General features: G+C 70.7%; 26 protein-coding genes and 1 pseudogene. 16 read left to right on the top strand and 11 right to left on the bottom strand.

From position 1 onward, the window contains the following. Positions 1-4: 4 nt before the first annotated feature. Positions 5-658: a GntR family transcriptional regulator gene (locus tag QSK25_RS41145; RefSeq protein WP_285646706.1), complete on the bottom strand. Its 654-nt coding sequence runs from the start codon at positions 656-658 to the stop codon at positions 5-7. Between the two features lie 100 nt (positions 659-758). Here QSK25_RS41145 and QSK25_RS41150 point away from each other — a divergent pair, with 100 nt between their 5' ends. After that, positions 759-1,712 carry an asparaginase gene (locus tag QSK25_RS41150; RefSeq protein WP_285646707.1) on the top strand — a complete coding sequence of 318 codons (954 nt, stop codon included), beginning with the start codon at positions 759-761 and terminating at the stop codon, positions 1,710-1,712. Between the two features lie 8 nt (positions 1,713-1,720). Here the strand turns inward: QSK25_RS41150 and QSK25_RS41155 are convergent, their stop codons facing one another. Continuing rightward, positions 1,721-2,140 carry a hypothetical protein gene (locus QSK25_RS41155; RefSeq protein WP_285646709.1) on the bottom strand — a complete coding sequence of 140 codons (420 nt, stop codon included), beginning with the start codon at positions 2,138-2,140 and terminating at the stop codon, positions 1,721-1,723. 110 nt (positions 2,141-2,250) lie between these two features. Here QSK25_RS41155 and QSK25_RS41160 point away from each other — a divergent pair, with 110 nt between their 5' ends. The 9 genes and pseudogenes from QSK25_RS41160 (at position 2,251) to QSK25_RS41200 (ending at position 11,171) form a co-directional block, all read left to right on the top strand. Next, on the top strand, positions 2,251-2,541 hold the full coding sequence (locus tag QSK25_RS41160; RefSeq protein ID WP_285646711.1) for a hypothetical protein: 291 nt from the start codon (positions 2,251-2,253) through the stop codon (positions 2,539-2,541). Positions 2,542-2,637: 96 nt separating this feature from the next. Beyond that, positions 2,638-3,060 (top strand): peptide-methionine (R)-S-oxide reductase MsrB, encoded by a 423-nt coding sequence (msrB, locus tag QSK25_RS41165; RefSeq protein WP_285646713.1) that lies wholly within the window; start codon positions 2,638-2,640, stop codon positions 3,058-3,060. A gap of 277 nt (positions 3,061-3,337) precedes the next feature. Then, a complete protein-coding gene (locus QSK25_RS41170; RefSeq protein ID WP_285646714.1) occupies positions 3,338-4,219 on the top strand; it encodes a TIGR04222 domain-containing membrane protein in 882 nt (293 codons plus the stop codon). 85 nt (positions 4,220-4,304) lie between these two features. Then, a complete protein-coding gene (locus QSK25_RS41175) occupies positions 4,305-5,102 on the top strand; it encodes a TIGR04222 domain-containing membrane protein (RefSeq protein WP_285646716.1) in 798 nt (265 codons plus the stop codon). Next, positions 5,101-5,913, top strand: a pseudogene (locus QSK25_RS41180) (TIGR04222 domain-containing membrane protein); the annotation flags it as partial. The gene QSK25_RS41175 and the pseudogene QSK25_RS41180, both read left to right, overlap by 2 nt. Next, complete coding sequence (locus QSK25_RS41185) at positions 5,913-6,710, top strand: TIGR04222 domain-containing membrane protein (protein WP_285646718.1); 798 nt, start codon at positions 5,913-5,915, stop codon at positions 6,708-6,710. The pseudogene QSK25_RS41180 and the gene QSK25_RS41185, both read left to right, overlap by 1 nt. Further along, positions 6,710-7,528, top strand: coding sequence for an MbnB/TglH/ChrH family RiPP precursor modification enzyme (locus QSK25_RS41190; protein ID WP_285646780.1), 819 nt, complete (start codon positions 6,710-6,712; stop codon positions 7,526-7,528). Before QSK25_RS41185 ends, QSK25_RS41190 begins: the two co-directional genes overlap by 1 nt. Further along, a complete protein-coding gene (locus QSK25_RS41195; protein ID WP_285646719.1) occupies positions 7,521-7,892 on the top strand; it encodes an SCO6045 C-terminal-like domain-containing protein in 372 nt (123 codons plus the stop codon). Before QSK25_RS41190 ends, QSK25_RS41195 begins: the two co-directional genes overlap by 8 nt. 180 nt (positions 7,893-8,072) lie before the next feature. Next, the gene (locus QSK25_RS41200; RefSeq protein ID WP_285646720.1) at positions 8,073-11,171 is read left to right on the top strand and encodes a S8 family peptidase; all 3,099 of its coding nucleotides are present in this window, start codon (positions 8,073-8,075) and stop codon (positions 11,169-11,171) included. Between the two features lie 35 nt (positions 11,172-11,206). Here the strand turns inward: QSK25_RS41200 and hemQ are convergent, their stop codons facing one another. From hemQ to hemE, 3 genes are read right to left on the bottom strand one after another with little or no spacing between them, the layout of a single operon-like run. After that, positions 11,207-11,899: a hydrogen peroxide-dependent heme synthase gene (gene hemQ / locus QSK25_RS41205; RefSeq protein WP_285646721.1), complete on the bottom strand. Its 693-nt coding sequence runs from the start codon at positions 11,897-11,899 to the stop codon at positions 11,207-11,209. Positions 11,900-11,922: 23 nt separating this feature from the next. Further along, a complete protein-coding gene (gene hemG, locus QSK25_RS41210; protein WP_285646723.1) occupies positions 11,923-13,347 on the bottom strand; it encodes a protoporphyrinogen oxidase in 1,425 nt (474 codons plus the stop codon). Continuing rightward, positions 13,347-14,381 (bottom strand): uroporphyrinogen decarboxylase, encoded by a 1,035-nt coding sequence (gene hemE, locus QSK25_RS41215; protein WP_285646725.1) that lies wholly within the window; start codon positions 14,379-14,381, stop codon positions 13,347-13,349. The genes hemG and hemE overlap by 1 nt, the downstream gene beginning before the upstream one ends. A gap of 72 nt (positions 14,382-14,453) precedes the next feature. Here hemE and QSK25_RS41220 point away from each other — a divergent pair, with 72 nt between their 5' ends. After that, positions 14,454-14,996 carry a DUF3000 domain-containing protein gene (locus QSK25_RS41220; protein ID WP_285646726.1) on the top strand — a complete coding sequence of 181 codons (543 nt, stop codon included), beginning with the start codon at positions 14,454-14,456 and terminating at the stop codon, positions 14,994-14,996. Between the two features lie 28 nt (positions 14,997-15,024). Here QSK25_RS41220 and QSK25_RS41225 read toward each other — a convergent pair whose 3' ends face one another. Beyond that, positions 15,025-16,167 (bottom strand): dipeptidase, encoded by a 1,143-nt coding sequence (locus QSK25_RS41225; RefSeq protein WP_285646727.1) that lies wholly within the window; start codon positions 16,165-16,167, stop codon positions 15,025-15,027. A gap of 255 nt (positions 16,168-16,422) precedes the next feature. Here QSK25_RS41225 and QSK25_RS41230 point away from each other — a divergent pair, with 255 nt between their 5' ends. Next, positions 16,423-17,139: a response regulator gene (locus tag QSK25_RS41230; protein WP_015099292.1), complete on the top strand. Its 717-nt coding sequence runs from the start codon at positions 16,423-16,425 to the stop codon at positions 17,137-17,139. Positions 17,140-17,209: 70 nt separating this feature from the next. Beyond that, on the top strand, positions 17,210-18,469 hold the full coding sequence (locus QSK25_RS41235) for a ribonuclease D (protein WP_285646736.1): 1,260 nt from the start codon (positions 17,210-17,212) through the stop codon (positions 18,467-18,469). Between the two features lie 41 nt (positions 18,470-18,510). Here QSK25_RS41235 and QSK25_RS41240 read toward each other — a convergent pair whose 3' ends face one another. Beyond that, the gene (locus QSK25_RS41240; protein WP_285646738.1) at positions 18,511-18,831 is read right to left on the bottom strand and encodes a hypothetical protein; all 321 of its coding nucleotides are present in this window, start codon (positions 18,829-18,831) and stop codon (positions 18,511-18,513) included. Positions 18,832-18,844: 13 nt separating this feature from the next. Next, on the bottom strand, positions 18,845-19,486 hold the full coding sequence (locus QSK25_RS41245; RefSeq protein WP_285646739.1) for an O-methyltransferase: 642 nt from the start codon (positions 19,484-19,486) through the stop codon (positions 18,845-18,847). Between the two features lie 71 nt (positions 19,487-19,557). On the opposite strand from QSK25_RS41245, the gene QSK25_RS41250 reads away from it, so the two are divergent. Together QSK25_RS41250 and QSK25_RS41255 are read left to right on the top strand one after the other, a co-directional pair. Then, positions 19,558-20,148, top strand: coding sequence for a TetR/AcrR family transcriptional regulator (locus QSK25_RS41250; protein ID WP_285646740.1), 591 nt, complete (start codon positions 19,558-19,560; stop codon positions 20,146-20,148). Continuing rightward, entirely contained in the window at positions 20,145-20,624 is a 480-nt protein-coding gene (locus QSK25_RS41255) for a GNAT family N-acetyltransferase (RefSeq protein ID WP_285646742.1), read from the top strand. Before QSK25_RS41250 ends, QSK25_RS41255 begins: the two co-directional genes overlap by 4 nt. On the opposite strand, the gene QSK25_RS41260 is transcribed toward QSK25_RS41255, so the two are convergent. After that, positions 20,621-21,106, bottom strand: coding sequence for an HIT family protein (locus tag QSK25_RS41260; protein ID WP_285646744.1), 486 nt, complete (start codon positions 21,104-21,106; stop codon positions 20,621-20,623). The two genes, QSK25_RS41255 and QSK25_RS41260, sit on opposite strands and share 4 nt — an antisense overlap. 110 nt (positions 21,107-21,216) lie before the next feature. On the opposite strand from QSK25_RS41260, the gene QSK25_RS41265 reads away from it, so the two are divergent. Continuing rightward, positions 21,217-24,387, top strand: coding sequence for a S8 family serine peptidase (locus QSK25_RS41265; RefSeq protein WP_285646745.1), 3,171 nt, complete (start codon positions 21,217-21,219; stop codon positions 24,385-24,387). A 39-nt stretch (positions 24,388-24,426) separates the two neighbouring features. Here QSK25_RS41265 and QSK25_RS41270 read toward each other — a convergent pair whose 3' ends face one another. Together QSK25_RS41270 and QSK25_RS41275 are read right to left on the bottom strand one after the other, a co-directional pair. After that, on the bottom strand, positions 24,427-25,158 hold the full coding sequence (locus QSK25_RS41270) for a hypothetical protein (protein WP_285646746.1): 732 nt from the start codon (positions 25,156-25,158) through the stop codon (positions 24,427-24,429). Continuing rightward, complete coding sequence (locus QSK25_RS41275; RefSeq protein ID WP_285646747.1) at positions 25,155-25,661, bottom strand: RNA polymerase sigma factor; 507 nt, start codon at positions 25,659-25,661, stop codon at positions 25,155-25,157. The genes QSK25_RS41270 and QSK25_RS41275 overlap by 4 nt, the downstream gene beginning before the upstream one ends. Positions 25,662-25,666: the final 5 nt, after the last annotated feature.

The raw sequence follows: 25,666 nt of genomic DNA on the forward strand, positions 1-25,666 counted from the left end.
GAAGTTAGTGGGTCAAACTGGTGAGCATCTGCGCGCACACGCGGGAGAGGTGCCGGCGCATCACGGCCCCCGCCTTGGCCGCGTCCCCGTCCGCGATCGCCCGCACGAGTTCGTCGTGGTCGTCCATCGACGCGTGCTGGTGCGGCGGATCGTCCTCCAGCGAACTGCGCAACAGCACCACCCGCTGCTGCACGAGCCGAACCTGCTCGGCGATGTACGGGCTGCGCGCCGCGTCCAGCAACGTCTGGTGGAACGCGAGGTCCAGCCGGTACGGGAACGGCTGCCCCGCCCGGTAGTTGCGCCTGCTCTCCGCGCACACGTCCTGCAGCCGCACGAGGTCGACATCGGTCCGCCGCGACGCCGCGTGCTCGGCCGCCGCGCACTCCAGGGCCGTCCGCAACTCGAACAACGCCTTCACGTCCTCGGGCGTCGCGTCCGGCACGAACGCACCCCGGTGCGGCACCAGCGTCAACAGCCCTTCGGACGCGAGGTGCCGGATCGCCTCGCGCAACGGCCCGCGGCTGATGCCGAGCTGCTGCGCGACCTCGACCTCGTTGACCCGGGAGCCAGGAGGGATCTCCCCGGTCAGCACCTGCTCTCGCAGCACGTCCACGGCCTGCCCGGCCAGACTGAGGTGCAGAGGGGTCGGGGGTGTCACCTTCGTCTCCTGATCTGGACGGCACCGGCCGTCCTCCCGCTAAACTAGCGAACGTGTCAACTGTCGACAGTTGGCAGATTTCGGACTCGGGAGGGGCGGCATGGGACACGAAGTCGTGGCGGAGGTCTGGCGGGGCGACTTCCTGGAGTCCGTGCACCACGGCACCGTCGTGGCCACCGACGCGTCCGGCTGGCCCGTGGTGTCGGTCGGCCGGCCCGGCGACGTGGCGTTCCCCCGGTCGTCCAACAAGCCGTTGCAGGCACTCGCGATGCTGCGTTCCGGCCTCGAGTTGGACGGGTCGCTGCTGGCCCTCGCCTGCGCTTCGCACTCCGGCGAGGACTTCCACGTTCGCGGGGCTCTGCAGATCCTGGCCTCGGCCGGGTTGAGCGAGGACGCGCTGCAGTGCACGCCCGACCTGCCGCTGGGCGAGGAAGCCCGCGCTCAGCACCTCGCCTCGGGGCGGTCGGCCGCTCCGAAGTACATGAACTGCTCCGGGAAGCACGCGGCGATGCTGGCCACCTGCGTGGTGAACGGGTGGTCGACCGATGACTACCTCGACCCTTCGCACCCGTTGCAGGTCGCCACGCGGGCGACCATCGAGGACGTGGCCGGCGAGCCCGTCGCCCAGGTCGGGGTGGACGGGTGCGGGGCGCCGATCTTCGCCATCTCCCTCACCGGGCTGGCGCGGGCGTTCGGACGGCTCGCGGCTGCCGCGCCGGGGACGCTGGAGCACCGGGTCGCCGCGGCCATGAACGCCCACCCGGAGTGGGTGGGCGGGACCGGCCGGGACGTCACCGAGCTCATGTCGGCACTGCCTGGCGTCATCGCCAAGGACGGGGCCGAAGGGGTGTACGCGGTCGGGCTGCCCTCCGGGGAGGGGGTGGCGCTGAAGATCGCCGACGGGTCGTCCCGGGCTCGGGCCGTGGTCGTGGTGGCCGTGTTGCGACGGCTCGGGGTGGACGTGTCTTCGGTGGAGGGGCTGGCCACCGTTCCCGTGCTGGGGCACGGACGTGCTGTGGGGGCGGTTCGGCCGTCGCTGGCCATCGCCAGTTGACGCGGCGGTCAGCTGAGCCGATCCAGTGACCGGTGGTACCCGCGGAAGTCGAAGAAGGTCAGGCCTTCGCACCGCGCGCCGGACCGGATCTCGTCCGCCGTCCACGCGTGGTCGCTGTAGTCGTCCGTGGCGACCCCACCCGCGTCGAGCAGGGCCAGGACGAGGCGGCGCACCTGCTCGGTGCCGTCGACCCGGCCGGACACGTCGATCTGCACCGCCCAGGAGGGCCGGCCACCGAACGCCGCGGTCAGCTGCTCGACGGCCTCGGGCTCCCAGTCCTGGTAGAGGCAGCCCTCGGCTTCGGAGTCCAGGTCGACGTACAGCGCGTCGTCGACGAACCACGGTGTGTTCTGGCGCGGTGAGAGCGCGTCGAGCACGGCGGCGACGCCGGCCCGGTCCAGCCGCGGGAACACGAACACCGAGCGCATGCGGCGAGGATGCCAGACGCAGACAGCCGGATCACGCCGGTTTTCGCGTGCGTTGACCGTCAACGGCTGTCACACCGGAATGTTCACCCTCTGCCACTAGGCTGGTGGTTATGGGCGATTCGAAGGACGAGAACGAGAGACTCCAGGAGGAGCTCATCGGCCTCGACCCCCACGACCCCGAGACGAAGGCGTTCGCCGACCATCTCGACAAGATGCGGCGGCAGCGGCCCGGGTACACGGTCGAGGGGTATCTGGACGGCGTGCAGGACTTCGCGGACTCCGCCAACCGCACGACCGGGCACCAGCGTCTCGTCGCCGTGCTCGTGGTGGGGCTGATCCTGCTCGGGGTGCTCCTCACGATCTGGTTCGCCCTCGGCGACATCCTCGCCATCATCTTCTGACCCCGAACGAGAACGAGTCCTTAACGGGGCCTTACGGCGGGGCAGCTCGCCAGGAGCTCGGGAAGCCTCATGGGTGTGGCCGCGTTATAAAGGGACATGGAACCTGTTGTCGGCGCCACCCCCAAAGTCGTGCGTTCCGAAGAGGAATGGCGCGCCGTACTGAACCCCGCCGAGTTCGCGGTGCTGCGGCAGGCGGGCACCGAGCGTCCGTGGACCGGCGAGTACACCGAGACCAAGACCGAGGGCGTCTACGAGTGTCGTGCTTGTGGGGCCGAACTCTTCCGCAGTGACACCAAGTTCGACTCGCACTGCGGGTGGCCCTCGTTCTTCTCGCCGCTGGCCGGGGAGTCGGTGATCCTGCGGGAGGACCGGACTCTCGGCATGAAGCGCGTGGAGGTGCTCTGCGCCACGTGTCACAGCCACCTCGGGCATGTTTTCGAGGGCGAGGGGTATCCCACCCCGACGGATCAGCGCTACTGCATCAACTCCGTCTCCTTGAAACTCGTTCCGTCCGAATAGGAGACTGAGCCCGCTCCGGCCCACCCGCGGGCCGGACAGACCTGGGAGGCAGAAATGATCTTCTTCGGTACTGACGGTGAAGGCTCCGGCGGAGTCGATGGCGGCTCGTCGAGCTAGTGGCGTGACCGTGGAACGTCGCCGTGACGACGTTCCACCCCGGAGCATGACGGAAGACGGGCAACCCTAAGGCTTCGTCAACAAGCCTTGCCGGGCTGTGGCCCGGACCACACCATGAGTGCACCGAAGCACATTCGGGGCAGGTCAGGGGGTGGGGCAGATGGCTTGGGGGTTGTCAGGACCGGAGTTCCTCCGGCTGTACTGGATCGGGCTGGCGCTGGCGGTGCTGGTCGCGATCGTCGTTCGGGTACGCGTGCGGGCGGGTCGGAGCACCCAGCCCGTGCGCTCCCTCGACATGGACGAGCTCGCGTTCCTCGCGGGCGGTCCGAGGCGCGTGGTCGAGACGTCCGTGGCGCGTCTGCTCACCGCGGGTGAGCTCAGGACTTCACGGCGTGGCACCGTTCAGGCCACGGCCGACACGAAGTCCGTCAACGCCGTGGACCGCGCCGTCATCACCGACGCGCAGCGCTACACCAACCGCACGGTCAACCTCATGATCCCCGCGGTCGCCCAGGACCGCGTGGTCACGTCGATCGGCGAGCGGCTGCGCGAGATGGGTCTGGTCGTCGACCCGGACGTGGCGAAAAGCGCGCTGCGCAAGGGAACCGTCGGTCTCTGGCTGCTGCTCGCGGTCGGGCTGGCCCGCTGGGTGAACGGCATCGTCATCGGCGCGAGCATCGGCTGGCTGACGCTGCAGGTCGTCCTCACGGGTCTGCTGATCCTGGTGCTGACGAGGCGCGGCAAGCACGTGCGCACCAGCAGGGGCACCGACGCGCTGGCGTCGGCGCGGGGCACGAGCGTGCGCACGACCGGCGGCGACGAAGGCCTGTACGCGGGGGCGGCGGGCATGGTGCTGTTCGGCGGTCTCGCCACCTATCCGGATCTGGCGGTGCGCAGTTCGCTGCTCGCCTCGTCGGGTTCCGGCTCGTACACGTCGACCACCGGCTACAGCGGGTGTTCGAGCAGTTCTTCCTCGTGTTCAAGCGGAAGCAGTTGTGGCGGTGGCGGCGGCTGCGGTGGTGGCTGCGGCGGCGGCAGCTGATCGTTCGGTCCTTTTCAGGTAACACCGGGAACCCAGGGGTAGATCTCACGTCGAAGATGCACCGGCACCAGTGAGGGGAGTGCTGATGTCAACGTCCTCGACACCGCACCGGACGACGTGGTCCGCGGAGGAGATCGGGTTCCTGGCAGGGGGACCGGGAAGGGCGGCGGAGGCCGTTCTCGCCCGGTTGCTGGACGGCGGTCTCGTGCGCATCTCCCGCGAGGGCCTCGTGACCGCCGTCCACCAGAACACCTACGGCGCCACGAGCGCGTTGGAGGCGTACGTCCTCGCCGGACTGCACGGCACCGCCCGCCCGATCCAGCAGGTCGTGCAGGTGGCGATGGCGAGCCACGAGATGGCCGCGCTGCACCAGAGCCTCGTCTCGCGGGGGATGGTGCACCAGCAGTGGGGACGGCCTCGCGGCGGCAAGTCGGCGTTGCGCGTGATCCTGTTCCTGCTGGCGTTCGTGTCTGTGTTCGTGGCGTTCGCGATCGACCCGCGGCTGTTCCTGGTGACGGCGCTGCTGGTGTTCGCCGCGATCCTGTTGCGCAAGAAGGGGAGGCTCACGCGCAACGGCAAGTCGGTGTGGCTGTACGCGTTGCGCAACCCGCGCAGCAGTGCGGACTCCGTGGCGTTGTTCGGGTTGCGGCGGGGCAAACAGCGGACGAACACCGGTACGTCCACTTCGTACGTAGCGAGCAGCTGCAGTTCGTACGACTGGAACCACCACAGCTGCGGCGGCACTTCGAGTTGTTCGAGCAACAGCTGCAACAGTTCGAGCAGTTGCAACAGTTCCAGTAGCAGCTGCTCGAGCAGCAGTAGCAGCTGCAGCAGTTCGAGTTGCAGCAGCAGTAGCAGCAGCTGCAGCAGTTCCAGCAGTTAGGGGGAAACTGATGGGAACACCCACCACGCAGGGGACGTGGTTGTCGGCCGAGGAGGCCGGCTACCTGAAGGCGGGACCGCGGCGGGCGGCGGAAACCGTGCTGGCCCGGCTGATCGACAACGACCTGGTGCGGGTGTCGCGCGAGGGCCTCGTCTCCTCGGTTCACCAGAACGGCCACGGCGCCACCACGTCCGTCGAGGCGCGGATGCTGAGCTCTGCGCGGACGCCGGTCCCGTTCGAGCAGATCCTGCCGTCGACGGCGACCAGCACCGAGATGGTCCAGCTGCACCAGCACCTGCTGGGCCGCGGGCTGATGCGGCGGGGGCGGCACCGGCACGAGGGCTGGTGGTTCTCGCTGGCGATCGCGATCCTGCTGTTCGTGCTCGGGTTCTCCGCGCCGGGGTGCTTCTACGGCGTGCCGATCGCGCTGGGGTTCTTCTTCTGGCAGTACGGCCGCAGTCCCGTCACCACCGCAGGCAAGGCGGCGCTGCAGCAGGTGACCGCGCACGACCGGGTGCACGCGGTGGCGTTGCACGGGTTCGACGGCCGGATCGCCACCCAGAGCGTCCGGGCGCTGTTCGGCCTGCCGGAGCAGCTCGTGGTGACGCGGGAGCCGGTCAGGAGGCGCAGGTCCCGGGGCTCCTCTTCGGACGGTGCCGGGTACGCCGCCTACAGTGCGTGCGGCAGCGCCTCCGGGTGCGGCGGCTCCAGCTGTTCGGGCGGTTCCAGCTGTTCTGGCGGTTCCAGCTGCGGTGGCGGATCGAGCTGCGGTGGCGGCGGCGGTGGTTGTGGTGGCGGAGGAGGAAGCTGATGGCGGTTCCCACGGCGGCACGACGCACGGACGTGTCCGCGGAGGAGATCGGATTCCTCACGGCGGGGCCGGGCCGGGCGGCGGAGACCGCGCTGGCCAGGCTGATCGACGGCGGAGTCGTGCGGGTGTCGCGCGACGGCCTGGTGTCCGCGGTGCACCAGAACGGCCACGGCGCCACGACCGACGTCGAGACGCACATCCACAACCAGGTGCGCAGCAAGTCGGTGCGAATCGGTCAGGTGGTGCAGCGCGCCGCGAACAGCGTGAAGATGGACGCGCTGCAACGGGATCTGCGCTCGCGCCGGTTGACGCGCTCTCCCCGGCCACGGCTCGGGGCGTGGTGGGTCTTCCTGGTGATCGGCCTCTTCCTGGCCCTCGCCGCGATCACGGAGCCGTGGCTGCTCATCGGCACGGCCGGGTTCCTCGGGACCGCCTGGTACTCGTTCGGCGCGAAGCCCCTGACGAGAGCGGGCAGGGCGGCGCTCGCCGGGGTGACCGCGAGCGACCGGGTCCTCGCGGTGGCGCTGGAAGGCTTCCGCGGCCGGGTCGGCAACCAGGCGGTCGGTGATCTCTTCGGGCTGTCCCAGGCCGTGGTGAAGATGATCCCGCGCAAGAAGAAGGCGCGGAGGATGGCCCGTGGCGGCGGGGCGTCGGGCTCGGCGGCGGCGTGCGGCAGTTGCGGCAGCGGGTGTGGCAGCAGCAGCTGTTCGTCGAGCAGCAGCAGCTGCGGCAGTTCGAGTGGCAGCAGTTGCTCTTCCGGTGGCAGCAGCTGCGGTGGTGGCGGAGGGGGCGACTGATGGCGGGCATCAAGGACCTGGGCGTCGGCATCGGCTGGCGGTCGGAGATCGACCTGACGGTGGAACGGCTGCCCGGCGTGGACTTCGTCGAGGTCGTCGCCGAGAACCTCCACGTCGGGCACCTGCCGGAGTCGGTGACGCTGCTGCTGGAACGCGGCGTCCCGGTGCTCCCCCACGCCGTGTCGCTGTCGCTGGGCGGCGCCGACCCCGTGGACCTGCACCGGGTCGAGCACCTGGGCGCGGTCGCGGAGGCCGTCGGCGCGCCGATGGTCAGCGACCACGTCTGCTTCGTGCGGGCGGGCGGCCTCGACTCCGGCCACCTGATGCCGGTGCCGCGCACCAGGGACTCGCTGGACGTGCTCGTCGCGAACGTCAAGCTCGCGCAGGCGAACCTGCCGGTGCCGCTCGCGCTGGAGAACGTCGCCGCGCTGCTGGAGTGGCCGGACGGCGAGCTGTCCGAGGGCCAGTTCCTCGCCGAACTCGTCGAGCGCACGGACTGCTGGCTGCTCGTGGACGTCGCGAACCTCTACGCGAACGCCCGCAACATCGGCACCGACCCGGAACGCTTCCTGGACGAGATCCCGCTCGAACGCCTCGCCTACGTGCACGTGGCCGGCGGCGAGCAGCACGGCGACATCTACCACGACACGCACGCGCACGCGGTTCTTCCGGAAGTTCTCGAAGTGCTCGACGAACTGTGCTCGCGCGTCGCACCGCCGGGTGTTCTCCTGGAACGCGACGACAACTACCCGTCCGACACCGAAATCGCGAGCGAACTGGCCGCGATCCGCGCGGTGGTGGACAAACATCGTGCCTGAAAACGGGAACGAGAATAGCCTTTCGTCAGCACGCGAAAGGCTTGCGAATCAACAGGCCGAGCTGCTAAATGCATTGCTCGCGAACGGCCCCGCACCCGCGGGATTCGACGAACAACGCCTGAACGTCGAACGCCGCGCACTGCTGTCGAAACGCCGCGGCATCGTCCGCATGCTCGGCCCGGCCGTCGCCGACGAGCTGGGCGACCGGTTCCGGCGGCTCTTCGACGCCTATGCCGTCGAACACCCACGTCGTGCGGGCTCACGCGCGCGCGAGGATGCCGCATCTTTTGCGGATTGGTGCCGCGAACGCGGCGAACTGTCAGTCAATCGCAAGGCACGCTGGAAGTTCTGGCAGTCGAACTGACGGGCGAACAACACGGGGGCCAGAATCCCCCGTTCGGGCCTGTGTGCCCACAACGACCGTCGTTACGTTCGAAAGGGTCGGGGGACCTTTGTGGACGCATTGCTGTCGCTTTGCCGCGAATGGCCTTCCCGGCCTGCGCGAACCACAGCGCGCAGTTATTCGAAGCATGAGGGGATTCGAATGCGCGGAAAATTCACAGCGCTCGGCGCCGTAGTGGCGCTGGCCCTGACGGCGTTGCCGGCCGGGGTGGCCGGCGCCGCACCACCGGTGCTCGATCACGCCCCACGTCCGGGGCAGGCCCTCGACGAGGTCACCCTCGTCACCGGCGACAGGGTCGTCCTGGGCGGGGACGACCAGGTGCTCGCGATCCGGCCAGGTGCGGGTCGCGAGAAGATGGCCTTCAAGACCGCGCGTACCGCGGACGGCCACGTGGTGGTGGTGCCTCAGGACGCCTTCGGGCCGCTGGCGGCGGGCCGCCTCGACCGCAGGCTCTTCGACGTCACCACGTTGCTGGACTTCGGTTACCGCGACCGCATGCCGCTGATCGTCGACGGCCGGGCCAGGGTGGGAGCGCGCTCGGCGAACGACTGGGCGGCGCTCAAGGCCGAGACCGACAGCGGTGACAAGGTCTGGCTCGACGGCATCCGCAAGCCGAGCCTCGACCGGTCGGTCGCCCAGATCGGCGCGCCGGCCGCCCATCAGAAGGGCATCACCGGCAAGGGGGTCAAGGTCGCGATCGTCGACACCGGTGTCGACGAGAAGCACCCCGACCTCGCCGGTCAGCAGATCGCGGAGAAGAACTTCACGACCGACCCCGACAACACCGACAACGTCGGACACGGCACGCACGTCGGGGCCACGGTCGCGAGCAGGGACGCGAAGTACGGCGGCGTCGCGCCGGGCGCGCAGATCCTCGACGCGAAGGTGTGCGTCGAGTTCGGCTGCCAGGAGTCCTGGATCCTCGACGGCATGCGCTGGGCGGCGGAGCAGGGCGCCCAGGTCGTCAACATGAGCCTCGGCGGCGGTGACACGCCGGACGTCGACCCGCTCGAGCAGGCCGTCAACGACCTGACGGCCCAGTACGGCACGTTGTTCGTCATCGCGGCGGGCAACTCGGGTTCGCCGGGTTCGGTGAGCTCGCCCAGCACGGCCGAGGCCGCGCTGTCGGTCGGCGCCGTCGACCGCGACGACAAGATCGCCAACTTCTCCAGCAAAGGCCCTCGCACCGGAGACAGCGGCCTCAAGCCCGAGGTGACCGCACCCGGCGTCGACATCGTCGCCGCCAAGGCGGGCACCAGCGGCGAGCACGTCGCGTTCAGCGGCACGTCGATGGCGACCCCGCACGTCGCGGGCGCCGCGGCCCTGCTGCGCCAGCAGCACCCGGAGTGGACGCCCGCGCAGGTCAAGTCGGTGCTCGCGACCACGGCCAAGCCCACCGAGGGCGTCAGCGCGTTCGACCAGGGCGCCGGACGCGTCGACGTGGCCAAGGCGATCGGCCAGGTGCTGACCGCCGACACCACGGTCAACCTCGGCCTGCACGAGTGGCCGCACGCCGACGACGTGCCGGTGACCAAGCCGATCACCTACGCGAACCCGACGGACGCGCCGCTCACGCTCGACCTGGCGCTGAAGACGACCGCACCCGCGGGCATGTTCGCGCTCGCCGCCACCAAGGTCACGGTGCCCGCCGGGGGAACCGCGTCCGTGAACATCACCGGCGACACCCGCGTCGGCACGAAGGACGCGGCGTACTCGGCCGAGGTCGTGGCGACGTCCGGCCCGCACACCGTCCGCACGCTCGCCGGCGTCGACCGCGAGGTGGAGAGCTACGACCTCAAGATCGACCTGACGACCCGCGACGGCAAGGACCCGGCCAGCTCGTTCACCTTCGTCGTGGGCCTGGACAACACGGTGTTCACGCCGGTGGCTGGCGCGGGCGACCTGAAGGTGCGGCTGCCCAAGGGCACCTACATCCTCGACACCTCGCTCTCCAGCGGTCCGGAGGAGTCGGACCTGCTCGTCCAGCCGACGGTGGAGCTGACCGGGCACACGACGGTCCAGCAGGACGCCCGGCTCGCGAAGCCGGTGTCGGTGACGGCCCCGGAACCGACCGGTGACTTCACCCTCGGCGTCGTCAGCTACCGGCGCACGCTCGGCGAGACCGGCGGCCTGCAGGCGACGTTCTTCATGTTCGGTGGCTTCGGGGGTCTGCGGGTCGCCCAGGGCGGCGGGCAGCTCCCGCCGGAGGAGTTCTCGTCGATCGCGTCGTTGCAGGCCAACACCACGGCCGACCCGCACACGTTCTACCGGCTCTCCTACGGGATCCCGGGCGGCCTGCCGGGCGGGCTGACCAAGGCGCCGGCCAAGAAGGACCTGGCCGAGGTCAGGACCACGATCGGCGGGACCAGGCCGGACAGCCAGGTGTCCAAGGGCGAGATGCCGTTGACGCCGCAGGGGATCAGCGGTGGCGCCGCGCTCTACCCGGTGGCGCACGGCGCGACCGCGGTCGAGTATCTGTCGACCCAGGACCTGCGCTGGGAGTCCATGGTGATGTCGCGGCACGCCAACGGTTCCCAGGAGCGCCACTCCTCCCCGTTGCGCGACTACCGGGCGGGCAGGTCCTACCAGGAGCGCGAGGTCCGACCGGTGTTCTCGCCGGGTCTGCCCGAGTCGCAGTACGGCTACCTCCAGCAGTACGGCTCGACGTTCTACGTCGGCGCGCCGCTGTTCAGCGACGGCAACCACGGCGCAGGTGACTCCACTGTGGACAGCGCGCGGGTCGCGTTGTACCGCAACGGGGTGCTGCTCGGCGAGACCGACGGCAGCGGCACGTTCACCGGCGTTCCGCTGGCGCGGGGCGACTTCCGCGCCGAGGTGAGCGTCGACCGGGGCAAGCAGTTCGAGTTCAGCACGCAGGTGTCCGCGGCGTGGAACTTCAAGTCCCAGGGCGTCGAGGGCAAGAGCACGGTCCCGTCGCTGCCCGTGGTCCGGTTCGAGCCGAAGCTCGACGGCGACGGCGCGGTGCCGGCGGGGTCGTTGCAGCGCGTCGGGCTGCTCACGCAGTCGCAGGGTGACGCGGGCAACGTGCGCGTCACCGGCGTCGAGTACTCGCACGACGACGGCAAGACGTGGCGCCGTGCGGGCGTGGTGGGCGACAGCGCGTTGATCTACCACCCCGGCAACGCCCAGTGGACCTCGTTGAAGGCCACGGCGAAGGACAGCAAGGGCAGCACCGTCGAACTGACGGTCATCCGCGCCTACAAGGTCGCGACCAAGTAAGTGCGGTGGAGGGGCCCGGGACCGGGCCCCTCTGCTCACGGCAGGTTGAGGACGAGCTCGGCCGCCGGGACGCGGGTGCCCGTGTAGAAGGGGATCTCCTCACGCACGTGCAGCCGCGCCTCGGTGCCGCGCAGGTGCCGCATGAGGTCGACGATGCGGTGCAGTTCGTCGGCTTCGAACGCGAGCAGCCACTCGTAGTCGCCCAGCGCGAACGACGCGACGGTGTTCGCGCGCACGTCCGGGAAGTCGCGGGCCTCCTTGCCGTGGTCCGCCAGCATCTTGCGACGCTCGCCCTCCTCCAGCAGGTACCACTCGTAGGACCGCACGAACGGGTAGACGCAGACGTACTTGCGCGCCTCCTCGCCCGCGAGGAACGCGGGGATGTGGCTGCGGTTGAACTCCGCGGGGCGGTGCAGGGCGACCTGCGACCAGACCGGCGTCGAGACCTTGCCGAGCGGCGTGCGGCGGAAGCCCGTGTAGGCCGCCTGCACCTGCTCGATCTCCTCGGCGTGCCACCAGATCATGAAGTCCGCGTCGGCGCGCAGACCGGCCACGTCGTAGACGCCGCGCACGACGACGCCCTTGCCCTCCAACGCGTCCAGGTAGTCCTGGGTCTCGCTGGCCGCCGCCGAACGGTCGTCCGGCAGCTTGCCGGGTTCGACCCGGAACACCGACCACATCGTGTAGCGGATGGTGTCGTTGAGCTCGTTGTAGTTCAGGCGCGCCATAGGTCCATCTTGGCACGCGCCCCTCAACGCCGGACGCGGCCCAGCAGGTGTGCTGCGACACGGGCGGCGGCCGCGTCGGCGGTGGCGATGCAGGCGGGCACCCCCACGCCGTGCAGGGTCGCGCCCGCGACGGCGAGGCCCGGCACGTCCGCGATGCCGCGTTCGATGGTGTCCACGAGGTCGACGTGGCCGACGCCGTACTGCGGCAGCCCGCCGCCCCAGCGCTGCACCACGGAGTCGATCGGCGTGGCGGTGATGCCGGTCAGCTCGCGCAGGTCGTTGCGCACGGCCTTGACGAGGTCGGCGTCGCTGCGCTGCAACAGCGCCGTCTCGCCGTGCCGGCCGACCGAGCCGCGCAGGATCACCGGTTCGCCGTAGTGCGCCCACTTGCGGGTGGAGAACGTGAACGCCTTGGCGGTGAACGGGGTGATGCGGTCGGAGTACCGCTCCCCCTCCGCGATCAGCGTGCCGGAGCGCTGCGGCAGGACGGTCCCCGGCGGCAGGGCGAGCGCGACGACGGCCATCGAGGCGACCTCGACCTTGCCGTACGCGGCGGACACCTGCGGGGCGATCTCGTGCAGCAGCTTGCGGGCGGACGGCGCCGGGACCGCGAGCACGACGCCGTCGCACTCCAGGTACTCCGGCGTCGCGGCCGAGCCGATCTCGAGCCGCCAGCCGTCGCCGAGCCACGACAGCACCCGGACCGGGAGGCCGAGCCTGATCTCCGGCTTCGCGACCTCGGCGAGCTTGTCGACCAGCGACGACACGCCGTTCGAGAGCGAGGCGAAGACGGGCGGGCGGGCCGCGCGGGGCTGCGGCGGCGCGGGCATCATCATCGCGGCGGCCGCGAGCAGCGAGCCGACGCCCTTGTCCAGCAACGTCGCGATCTGCGGCATGGTGGCGCGCAGGCCGAGCTCGTCGGCCCGGCCCGCGTAGACGCCGCCGAGCAGCGGGCCGACCAGCCGGTCGGCGACCTCGGGGCCGAACCTGTCCTTCATCAGCGTGCCGACGGCGACGTCGCCGCCGAGCTGGACCGGCGGCAGCGTCGGTTCCATCTCGACGCGCAGCGCGCCCTCGGACGACAGCATGTGCCGCACGGTCTCGACGCTCGCCGGGACGCCCATGAACGTGTGCGCCGGCAGTTGGTGCGTGCGCCCGGCCGCGTGCACCGAGGCCTTGGCGTCCGTCGGGTGCACGACGTGGCCGGAGAGCCCGATCTCGTCGATCAGCTCCTGTGCCTCCGGCTTGCGGTGCAGGAACGCCTCGGCGCCCACGTCGAACCGCACGCCCGCGAGCTCGGTGGTGCGGAGCTTGCCGCCGAGCCGGTCGGACTGCTCGATCACGGTGATCCTGGCCTGCGGGCCGAGCAACATGCGCAACCGGTGCGCGGCGGCCAGTCCGGAGATGCCTCCCCCGACGACGGCGACGTGCGGCGCTCTACCGTGCATTACAAGCTGTGGATCAGTTCGACGGTCCGGGTGATGATCTCCGGATCGGTGTCCGGCAGCACGCCGTGGCCGAGGTTGAAGATGTGCCCCGCCGCGGCCTTGCCCTCGGCGTGGATGCGGCGCACCTCGCGTTCGACGGCGTCGAAGCCCGCGAAGAACAGCGCCGGGTCGAGGTTGCCCTGCACGACCGGCTTCGGCAGTTCGGGGTGCGCCTTCTGCAGGCGCTGCACCGCGACGTCGAGCGGGAGGCGCCAGTCGACGCCGACGACGTCCGCGCCGGCCTCGCGCATGGCGGGCAGCAGTTCGCCGGTGCCGACGCCGAAGTGGATGCGCGGGACGCCGGAGATCGTCTCCAGCACGCGCTTCGAGTGCGGCAGCACGAACTCGCGGTAGTCGCGTTCGGACAGCGCGCCCGCCCACGAGTCGAACAGCTGCACGGCCTGCACGCCCGCGTCGAGCTGCGCGTGCAGGAACGCCGCCGTGACGTCGGCGATCTTCGCGAGCAGCGCGTGCCACAGCTCGGGGTTGCCGTGCATGAGCGCCTTGGTGCGCTCGTGGTTCTTGCTGGGGCCGCCCTCGACGAGGTAGCTCGCCAGGGTGAACGGCGCGCCGGCGAACCCGATCAGCGCGACCTCGTCCGGGAGTTCCTTGAGCAGCAACCCGATCGCGTCCTGGACCGGCTGGACCTGCTCGGCGTGCAGCTCGGGCAGCGCCTGGACGTCCGCGAGCGTGCGGACCGGGTGGGCGACCACGGGCCCGGTGCCCGCGACGATGTCGAGGTCGACGCCGGCGGCCTTGAGCGGCACCACGATGTCGGAGAAGAGGATCGCGCCGTCGACACCGTGCCGCCGGATCGGCTGCATGGTGATCTCGCAGACCATCGCCGGGTCCATGCACGCGTCGAGCATCGCGGTGCCCTGGCGCAGGGCCCGGTACTCGGGCAGCGACCGTCCCGCCTGCCTCATGAACCAGACAGGGGTGTGCGACGGGGTGCCGCCACTTGCGGCCACGAGGAGGGGGACTTGAGTGCTCATATCTCTTTCATGGTCCCACGTCCCGGCGTGCCGCCGTCACTCGGCCGGATTGCGAGGCATACAGTCAGTTGTGTGACCGAGCCGGAAATCTTCCGCCGGGCGGTGGGGACGCTCAAGTCGGTTCGCCACAGGCCCGAGATCGAACTCACCGAAGTTCGCCCACCGCAGCGGCTCGCCCCGTGGGCGTACGCGCTGACGGCTGAGGTCACCGGCCCGTCGGACGAACTGTCGACCGGAAGGCTCGTGCTGCTGCACGACCCGGACGGCGACGAGGCGTGGGGCGGTGTCCTGCGCGTCGTGGCGTACGTGCGCGTCGAACTGGACCACGAGCTGGCGTCCGATCCCCTGCTGCCCGAGGTCGGGTGGTCGTGGCTGACCGAGGCGCTGGAGCAGTCGGGCGCGGAGTTCACCGCGCTGGGCGGCACCGTGACGCAGACGTCGTCGGCCCGGTTCGGGGACATCGCGGGTCCCGCCCGCACCGACGACCTGGAGCTGCGCGCATCGTGGACCGCGCTCGACGGGGAACTCGCCGAGCACGGCACCGCGTTCTACGACCTGATGGCGACGGCCGTGGGGCTGCCGCCGGTCGGCGTCACGCTGTTCGGCCAGCGCTGAGCCGGCCAACCGGTCACTTGGTGACCGACTAGTCGGATTCCTTCAGGACCCTCAGCACGTTCGCTCCCGCGAGCTTGGTGAGGTCGTCCTCGGACCAGCCCCTGTCGAGCAGCGCGCCGAAGAGGTTCGGGTAGGCGGAGACGTCCTCCAGGCCCTGCGGGAGCGCCTGGACGCCGTCGTAGTCGCCGCCGATGCCGATGTGGTCGACGCCGACGACCTCGCGTGCGTGCTCGACGTGCGCGACGACGTCGTCGAGGGTCGCGATCGGCTTCGGGTTGTCGACCGCCCACTTCTCGCCGAACGACTTCCGCTGCGCCATGTCCGCGTGACTCTGGCCGGCCTCTGTCATGGCGTCCCGAAGGGCTGCGTCCCATTCAGCGACACGGGGCGACACGAAGTCCGGAACGAATGTGATCATGGCCACACCGCCGTTGGCCCTCAGTTTGACCAACACGTCGTCCGGAATGTTGCGCGGGTGGTCCGCAACCTTGCGGCACGACGAGTGACTGAAGATGACGGGCTTGACGCTCGTGTCGAGGGCGTCGTGCATGGTGCTGGGCGCGACGTGGCTCAGGTCGACGAGCATGCCGATCCGGTTCATCTCGCGCACGACGTCGCGGCCGAACTCGGTGAGCCCGCCGTGAACGGGCTGGTCAGTGGCGCTGTCGGCCCACGGCGTGTTGTCGTTGTGGGTCAGCGTCATGTAGCGGACGCCCAGGCGGCGCAGCGCGCGCAGAACGCCGAGTGAGGAATTGATGGAATGCCCGCCCTCGGCACCGATCAGTGACGCGACACGCCCGGACTGGAAAACTTTTTCAGCTTCGGCGGCGGTGGTCGCGAGGCCGAGGTGATCGGAGTACCGCTCCGCCAACTCGTAGACCAGTTCGACCTGCTCCAGCACGGCGGTGACGGCTCCGTCACCCGCCAGCGCGCCGGGGATCCAGACGGACCAGAACTGCATCCCGAGGCCGCCCTCGCGCATTTTCACGACGTCGGTGTGCAGGCTGGGATGACGTTCGGTCAGATCGATCTCGGCGGCGGTCTCGAAGACGTTCCCGCCCGTTTCCCCACCGGACTCGCGCAGTGCCCACGGGAGGTCGTTGTGACCGTCGACGAGGGGAACGCGCTGCAACAGGGCCCGCGCTCGGTCGGCGCCAGAACCGCTAGACACAACCAACTCCAGGATGTCGTTCTGAGAGGGGCTCGCGTTACACCCCCTATCTAGTTGTCATCCAATCGTGTGACACATGAGGCCATCTGTCACAACTCAATAGGGATAGATACCCGATTGATCGTCCCGTAGACCCGCATGGGCGGCTACGCTGCCCCAGACGACACCACTTTCGGTCGATCAGTGGCGCGGCTGATTGGACGAAAGTCTCCGGTGCCGGTCGGGGGGCACGACCGACTCCAGGGAGGTAGTGACGTGGCTGCCGTCGGCTTAGGTCAGGCCGTTCGTACCACGCCAGCCGGCTCGTTGCCGGCGAACATGGTCCCGCACCCGCGGGAAGAGCTTTTTTCAGTGCTGGTGGTCGACGACCACCCACTGCTGAGGGAGGCGATATCAGCTCGGCTCACCCAAATGGGAGCCGGGACAGTGCATGAGGCCGCATCGGTGGCAGAGGCTCGGGCGCGGGCACTTGCAACCGGTCCTTGCGACCTCGCGATCCTCGATCTGGGCCTGCCGGATGGCACCGGCATCGACCTGGTCACGGAACTCCGTGCCCAGGGCTGGCCCCGCATCGTGGTCCTCGCATCCTCCGACGACCCCTACGCGGTCAGGTCGGCCTTCCAGGCGGGCGCCCAGGCGTACCTCCTGAAGTCCGCCTCGCCGATGGTGGTCACCGACGGGGTGCGCAGGGTCCTCGACGGCGGCGTTTACGCAGATCCGAGCGTGGCACCAGTACTCGCAGCGGGTACTCGGGTGCCGGGCACGGACAACACGCCGCGGGAACTCTCCGCGCGTGAGGTCGAGGTGCTCCAGCTGGTCGCCGATGGCCAGAGCAACAAGGAGATCGGCGAGGCTCTGAGCCTGTCCGCGTTGACGGTGAAGTCTCACCTGTCGCGGATCGGCCGGAAGCTGGGCACAGGAGATCGCGCTCAGATGGTCGCGCTGGCCATGCGTGCCGGCGTGATCCGTTAGACACCGGTTCGAACCACTGAACCGGCCGAGAACACCTGTGAGGGGTGCGATCGTCGTAGGGTCATCCGTTGTGGATGTACCCGCCGACGAGCCAACCGCACCAACCGGACCAGAACCGGTACCGCTGACGGAACCTGCTGATGGGGTCCCGCCCGTGGTCGCCGATCCAGCTGCGCTCCGGCGAGCCGCTGACGCGCTCGCCGGGGCGAAGGGCCCGGTCGCGGTGGACACCGAGCGAGCCTCGGGCTACCGCTACTCACAGCGTGCCTATCTGGTGCAACTGCGCCGGGAAGGCGCCGGCACCTGGTTGGTCGACCCGATCGCCCTCGGCGGTCGGCTAGAACCACTGGTGCAGGCGTTGGAGGGCACTGAGTGGGTGTTGCACGCGGCGTCTCAGGACCTGCCGTGCCTCGCCGAACTCGGTCTCCGTCCCGGCGTGCTGTTCGACACCGAGCTGGCGGGCAGGCTGGCTGGGTTCGAACGCGTCGCACTGGGCACGTTGGTGGAACGGCTGCTCGGTTACCGGCTTGAGAAGGGGCACGGCGCGGCCGACTGGTCGCGCCGTCCTCTTCCCGCCGACTGGCTGACGTACGCCGCTCTGGACGTGGAGCTGCTCGTGCAGCTGCGCGACGTTCTCGAAGCCGAGCTGGAGCGCCAGGGCAAGCTCGCCTGGGCGCTCGAAGAGTTCGAGGCGGTGCGGATGGCGCCGTTGCCGCGCCCCCGCACCGACCCCTGGCGGCGCACGTCCGGTATCCACCGCGTGCGCAACCAGCGGCAACTGGCCCTCGTGCGCGCGCTCTGGGAAGCCCGCGACACCGTGGCCCGCGAACGCGACATCGCCCCAGGACGGGTCCTCCCGGACTCCGCCCTGATGGAGGCAGCCGCTCGCAACCCCGCTTCCGAGTCCGAACTGCTGGCCCTGCCGGTCTTCCGCGGCCGCTCGCAGCGCCGCATGTCCGGCGTGTGGATGAACGCCCTGCGCAAGGCCGGTGCGTTGACCAAGTCCGAACTTCCGGAACCCGCCGGTCAGCACGACGGCCCGCCCCCGCCCAACCGCTGGGCGGACAAGGACCCGGATGCCGCGGCCCGGCTCACCGCCACCCGTGCGGCGTTGGCGGCGATCGCCGAGGCCAACACGCTGCCGGTGGAGAACCTGCTGCTGCCGGACCTGGTGCGGCGCACGTGCTGGCAACCGCCGGCCGACCTGTCACCCGACTCCGTCGCCACCGTCCTGCGGGACGGCGGCGCCCGGTCGTGGCAGATCGCGCTGACGCTGGAGGCTCTCACCAAGGCTCTGGCCTCGACCGCTCCGCCACCCGCCGCCAGCTGATATCCGATATATCAGTTCAGCGGTATTTCAGTTCGACTGGCTCAAATCAACTGTGCGGTGACGACGGCCTCGACGTCCTCGCGCCGGCTCAGGCCGCGCGCGCGGCCGAGTGCCGTCGTCACCGCGCCGAAGGGGTCGACGACCTCGACGCCGACGAGGGCGTCGGCGAGGGCGTCGGCGAGCGCGTCGACGGTCCACGGCTCGTCGCGCTCGACGCGGGGTCCGAGCGACCACCCCCGGTTGGCCGCGATCGACGTGCCGCGCACCGGCAGCACCTGTCCGGACAGCACGTGCCCGGACAGCGGGCACCCGTCACCGGCCAGGTACGTGACGACGGGGGCGACGACGTCCGGCCCGGTCATGCGCTGCGGTGCGTCAGCCCCGGCAGCTGATCTCCATCCCGTCCTCGACGGGGAACGCGACGCTGACGTACCCGTTGGCCGGGTCCCGCACGTACTCGAGGTACCCGGCCATCGACGCCTGGTCGATGTCGTCGGCCACCACCAACGCCCCCGGCGCGAGCCGCGGTTCGAGGTCGCGCAGCACCGGCAGGCAGAGCTCCTTCCACCCGTCGAGCAGCACCAGCCCGATCGGTCCCGCCAGCCCGGCGAGCGACCGCCGGGCGTCACCGGGCAGCACCGTCGCGACCCCGCCGAGCCCGGCCTCCTCCAGGTTCGCGCGGGCCGCCGCCACCTTCACGTCGGACAGCTCCGTCCCGTAGACGTGCCCGCGCCCGTTGTCCCGCACGGCCGCCGCCAGGTAGAGCGTCGAGATCCCGAACGACGTCCCGAACTCCACGACGGTCTCCGGCCGGCAGGCCCGGACCAGCCCGTACAGCAGGTCCCCTCCGCGAGCGGAGATGGGCATGTACACCGAGTCGAGCGCGTCGGCCCGTTCCTGCGCTCCCGCCGCCCTCAGCTCCTCCCACGGCGCCTCGAACGCCTCGTCTCCCTCCGCGGCCTCGAACAGCCGCTCCAGCACTTCACGGACCCGGTCCTCGTGCAACGTGATCGTCATGCGAGCCAGAGTAGACGCAACGTTGCGTCTAGACTAGCCCCGGCTAAGGTACGGCCCGTGGGAGACAGGCGATGACCAGCGACACCGCGCACCGCGGCAACCGGCACGGCCGCAGCGAACAGGCACGCCGCGCCGTGCTGGAGGCGGCCGACGACCTGCTGGCCGAGAAGGGCTTCGCGGGCGTGACGATCGAGGGCATCGCCGCGCGGGCGGGCGTCGCCAAGCAGACGATCTACCGCTGGTGGCCGTCCAAGGTCGACGTCCTGCTGGAGGCGTTCACCGAGGACATGGCCGAACACCTCACCCCGCCCGACACCGGCGACCTGGCCGCCGACCTCCGCACCCACCTGGCGAACCTGGCCGAGTTCCTCACCGCCTCGGACCCCGGCGCCGTCTTCCGCGCCCTGACCGGCCAGGCCCAGCATGACCCGGCCCTCGCGACCCGCCTGCGCGACGAGCACCTGAGCCACCAGCGCGCCCGGGACCGCCTCCCGCTGGAACGCGCCATCGCCCGCGGCGACCTTCCGGACCTCGACGTCGACGAGGCAGTCGACCACCTGGTCGGTCCGGTCCACTACCGGGTCCTGGTGACGGGAACCGAGGTCTCGCGCGCGTTCACCGACAACCTCGTCGCCGCCTTCCTGAAGCAGCACGAACGATGATCACCACCACCCGCCTGGACCTGCTCCCCCTGACGCCGGAGCACGCCCCCGAGATGGCAGGCGTCCTGGCGGACCGGGCGCTCCACACGTTCATCGGCGGCGCCCCGCTCTCCCCGGAAGCCCTCCAGACCCGCTACGAACGCCTGGCCGCGGGCTCCCCCGATCCCGCCCAGCGCTGGCTCAACTGGGTGATCTCGCTGCGCGAGGAGGCGTGCCTCGCCGGCACCGTCCAGGCGACGATCACCGGCCTCACCGCCGAGATCGCCTGGGTCGTCGGCACACCGTGGCAGGGCCGCGGCATCGCCCGCGAAGCCGCCCAGGGCCTGGTCACGTGGCTGCGCACGCAACCGGTCGACGCCGTGATCGCCCACGTCCACCCGGACCACCACGCGTCGGCCGCCGTCGCGGCCGCGGCCGGTCTCAGCCGCACCGACGAGGTCGACGACGGCGAGATCCGCTGGCGGCTGCTCCTCTAGGCCATGAGCTGGCCGACCCGCCGCGCGAGGTCCGCGACCTCGTCGTCGGGCAGGTCGAGCACGCCGCGCGACGCCTCGAAGACGGCGATCTGCTGCTCCTCGTAGGGCACGCCGGGCGGCAACGGCGCGAGGTGCCAGTGGACGTGCCGGTTGGCCTGCTGGCTGCCGAGCGACAGCACGTAGAGCCGTTCGACGGGCAGCACCGCGCTCAGCGCCGTGCCCGCCCGGTGCACCACGTGCTGGATGGCGGCGTACTCGTCGGGGGTGAAGTCGGTGATGGCGTGCTCGCGGTGCTCGACGGGCGCGACGAGGAAGTGGCCGGCCACCGAGGGGAACCTGCTCGCGAAGACGATCGCGACGTCGTCCCGGTAGGCGACGTGGTGCGGGTAGTCCGGGTTGCCGGCGAGCAGCTCGCAGACGAAGCAGGCCCTGCGGGTCAGGGCGAGGTAGCTGTCGGAGTCCAGGGTGACGCGGCTGGTCATGATCCACGTGTACCCGACCGGCGTTGTTGACAGTTGCCGTTGCGAAATATCGGGGAGCAGTGACGGACATATGCCGCCGAGGAGTTGTCCGTCACCAGGAGAGGCCTCCCTTGAAACCTCATCTCCCCCTCGCCGCGGCCGGTCTCGTGCTGGCCTCGGTCCTGTGCGGCGTCACCCCCGCCGCCGCGACCACGGCCGGCACCGACCAGCCGGTACGAACCCAGCAGCGCTGGCTCACCCTCATCACGGGCGACCAGGTGCTGACCGACGACAGAGGCAAGCCGCTGCAGTTCAAGGCCGCACCAGGCCGTGAACACATCCTCGTCACCACGAGAGAGGACGGCGCGCATCTGTACGCCGTGCCCGCCGACGTCGAGCCGTTGATCGCCGAGGGTCGGGTCGACCGGCGCCTGTTCGACCTCGCGTTGCTGAGCAAGCCCGAGTACGCGCGGCACGACGGCCTCAAGGTGCTCGTGTCGCAGGGATCCGGGCTCGCGGCCGCACGGTCGTTCAGCCGCATCGGCGTCGACGCCGTCACGGTCACGGCCGAGTCCGCGCCGACCGTGTGGAAGTCGCTCACCACCGCCCGCACCGCGAGCACCACGATCTGGCTCGACGCGGTGCGCAGGGCGGCGCTCGACCGCAGCACCGCGCAGATCGGCGCACCGCAGGCGTGGCAGGCCGGGCTCGACGGCACCGGCGTGAAGATCGCCGTGCTGGACACCGGCGTCGACAACACGCACCCGGACCTCGCCACGCAGGAGATCGCGGAACGCAACTTCACCGACTCCCCCGACAACCAGGACCGGGTCGGGCACGGCACGCACGTCGCGTCCATCGCGGCCGGCACCGGCGCGAAGTCGGGCGGGAAGTTCCGGGGTGTGGCGCCGGGCGCGCGCATCCTCGACGGCAAGGTGCTCGGCGACGACGGGTCCGGGTACGAGTCCGGCATCCTCGCGGGCATCGAGTGGGCCGTCGAGCAGCAGGCGGACGTCGTCAACATGAGCCTCGGCGGCGAGGACGGCCCGCTGCTCGACCCGATGGAGGTGCTGATCAACCGGCTCTCCCAGGAGACCGGCACGTTGTTCGTCATCGCGGCGGGCAACGCGGGACCGAACTCCGTCGGTTCCCCCGGCAGTGCGGACGCCGCGCTGACCGTCGGCGCCGTCGACCGCGGCGACGCGCTCGCGGGCTTCTCCAGCACCGGTCCGCGCGTCGGGGACGGTGCGATCAAGCCGGACATCACCGCTCCCGGCGTCGGCATCGGCGCCGCGGCCGCAGGCAGGCTCGGCGAGACCAGGCCCAGCCCGGCCGAGGGGTACATCTCGCTCGACGGCACGTCGATGGCCACCCCGCACGTCGCGGGCGCGGCGGCGATCCTCGCGCAGCAGCACCCGGACTGGCGCGGCGAGGAGATCAAGGCCGCGCTGATGGCGTCGGCCAAGCCGGGCGCGCACACCCCGTTCGAACAGGGCGCCGGTCGCACGGACGTCGGCAGGGCGACCACCCAGCTGGTCACCTCGGGGGCGGTCTCGTTCGGCACGGCGCTGTGGCCGCACCACGACGACGTCCCGGTCACCAAGAACGTCGTCTACACCAACAAGGGCGACCAGCCGGTCACCCTCACGCTCAAGCTCGACACCACGGCACCGCAGGGCTTCTTCACGCTGAAGGACGCCACCGTGACCGTGCCCGCACACGGCACGGCCACCACCACCCTGACCGCTGACACCAAACTCGGCGGCGACGCGTCCGGCACGTTCAGCGCGTACGTCAACGCGAGCGGCGGCGGCCAGTCCGTGACGACACCTGCGGCCGTGACGCGCGAAGCCGAGCGCTACAGCCTCACGATCAAGACGATCGGCCGCGACGGCAAGCCCGCCGCGAACTGGGGCGCGAGCCTGCAGGGCGTCACCGGCGAGGCGAAGGGCGCGTTCGCCGGACTCGGCGCCGGCCTGGAGACCCTCCGCGTCGCCAAGGGCCGCTACCTGCTCAACGGCCACGAGTGGGTCAGCCCGGACCAGCCGAACCCGTACTACACCTGGTTCAACGGCACGAACATCGACATCACGAAGGACACCACGATCACGCTCGACGCGCGCCAGGCCAAGCCCGTCGACATCTCCCTGCCCGGCAAGCCGGCCGAACGGCACTCCTACGTCCGGGTCGGCCACAAGGTCCCGGACATGGAGTACGGCTTCGGCCTGCTGGGCGTGCCGCTGAGCGTCCTCAGCACCGCGCACGTCGGTCCCGAGGGCAGGTCCGGCGAGATGAACGAGCTGGTCATCGCCTCCTACACCGGCGCGGACCACGAGGAGTTCCACGTCGTCGACCAGAACACCACGCTCACGAAGTTCTGGACGGGCTATCGCAAGCAGCTCAAGCAGAAGGACCTCGTGACCATCGAGGCGCGGGCGGGCACCACCGCGCCCGACCGCACCGGCTACCTGCACGCCCAGGCCGAGGTCGGGGACAGCCCGCTGTTCGGCGTCGCGTTCGGCTACGCCCTGCCGCACACCCGGAAGGTGAACCTCGCATCCCCCACCAACACCTGGAGCCTGCGCTTCGAACAGGACCACGGCGAGGCGTCCGAGGCGTACTGGAACTCCCCGAACGAGCAGTTCACACCGGGCCGCACCTACAAGAAGACGTTCAACACCGGCGTCTTCGGCCCGCTGCTGACCGACGAACGCCGCGTGGGCCTCTTCCGCGACGGCGACGTCCTGTTCGGCAGCCTGCCGTTCTTCGCCGACGGGCAGGGCCGCTCCGGCGGTTCCGTCGTCGACTCGGGGTCGACGGTGCTCAAGCGCGACGGAAAGGTCGTCGACTCGACCGACCGCCCGCTCGACCTGGAGACGTTCTTCTCGCTGCCCGCGACGCCCGGTCGCTACGAGCTGACCACCACCGCGACCCGCTCGGGCGTGGCGGCGATCAGCACCTCGGTCACCACGACGTGGGGCTTCGACTCGGCCACGACCCCGGGCGTCACGCAGGTGCCGTTGTCGATGGTCCGGTTCACCCCGGACCTCGCCCTCGACGGGACCCTGCCCGCACACCGGTTCCAGCAGATCCCGCTGACCGTGCAGGGCAAGACGAGGTCGTTGTCCGTGCAGGTGTCCTACGACAAGGGCAAGTCCTGGCTGAAGGCGCTGGTCGTCGGCAACGCCGCCTACGTCGTCAACCCCGGCCGCGGCGGCAGCGTCTCGTTGCGCGCCACGGCCACCGGCAGGGGCGGTGACTCGGTCACCCAGACCGTGCTCAACGCCTACCTGACCAGGTAGGACGGAACGGCGGTGCGTCCCGGAGGGGCGCACCGCCTCTCACCGTCCGGGGAACGCCTCGTCGTAGACCGCGCGCAGCCCGGGTTCGTCGGGTCCGCTGTAGCCGCAGCCCATCACGCGCAGGTCGCTGGCCGCGACGAGGTAGGTCCTGCCCGTCTCGGGCTCGAACCCGGCGAGCACCGGCGCGGTGGCGGTGTTGCGGACCTCGACGAGATCGGCCTCACCGAGCCACGCCCGCCGCACCTGCAACGTCACGACGTTGCCCTCGATCTTCAGCACGGTCGCCTCGAACGCCATCTGCGCGCTCTCCCGCAGCACTGCCGCCTCGGGTGCGCGGCAGCGGACCTCCGGATCGACCGGGGCGTCCGCCAGCACCGCGACCGTGGTCTTGCGCCCGTCCGACGAGGTCGTCGTCGGCGCCGACGCCGTGGTGGTGCCGGTCGGCGGCGCGACGCTCGTGGTCAGCCTGCCGCCGCTGGTGTCGGGCAGCCCCGACCCGTTCGCGAGCCCCGGTCGCGTCGAGGTCGGCAACGCGACCTCGGACCGCGGCACCGGTGCGTTCCCGTCGTCGTCCACCAGGAGCACCCCGGCCACGACGGCGACGACCGCGGCCGCCCCGACGAGCACCGGCAGCCTCCGCAGGGCGAACCGGGGTTCCACCGGAACCGCGGCACCGGCGAGGAGCCGGCGCGCCTCGTCCTCGGGCAACGGCCGCAGCGAGGCGGCGGGATCGGCGCGGCGCATCCGGTCGCGCAGGTCGTCGTCGGTCATGGCCGCTCTCCTTCCGCCTGCTCGTCCAGCAGGGACTTCAACTTCCGGCGCGCCCGGTGCAGGCGGATGCTGACCGCGTTGGCGCTCATCCCGACCACCAGGGCGATCTCCGCGGGCCCGAGTTCCTCCCACGCCCAGAGCCGCACGAGCTCGGCGTCCACCTCGGACAGCCGCGCGAGCGCCCTGGCGAGCCCCGGATCCGGGTCGTCCCTGGCGGGCGCGTGCTCGGGCGGTCTCGCGAGCTGCCAGATCCGCACCAGCAACCGGTCCTGCCGCCGCCGCGCCCGGTCGGCGTTGGCGAGGCAGTTGCGCGCCACGGCGTACGCCCAGGCCAGCGGCTCGGCCGGCATCTCGGCCCGGCGCCGCCACGCCACCAGCAACGTCTCGGACAGCACGTCGTCCGCGGTCGCCGCGTCGGTCCGGCGCGCGAGGTACCGGCGCAGCGGCTCGATCAGCTCCTGCGCTACGGCGTCGAAACCCGTCCGGCGCGGTTCCACGTCCACCTGCT

It is taken from the genome of Lentzea sp. NBRC 102530 (assembly GCF_030269365.1).
Lineage (GTDB): Bacteria > Actinomycetota > Actinomycetes > Mycobacteriales > Pseudonocardiaceae > Lentzea.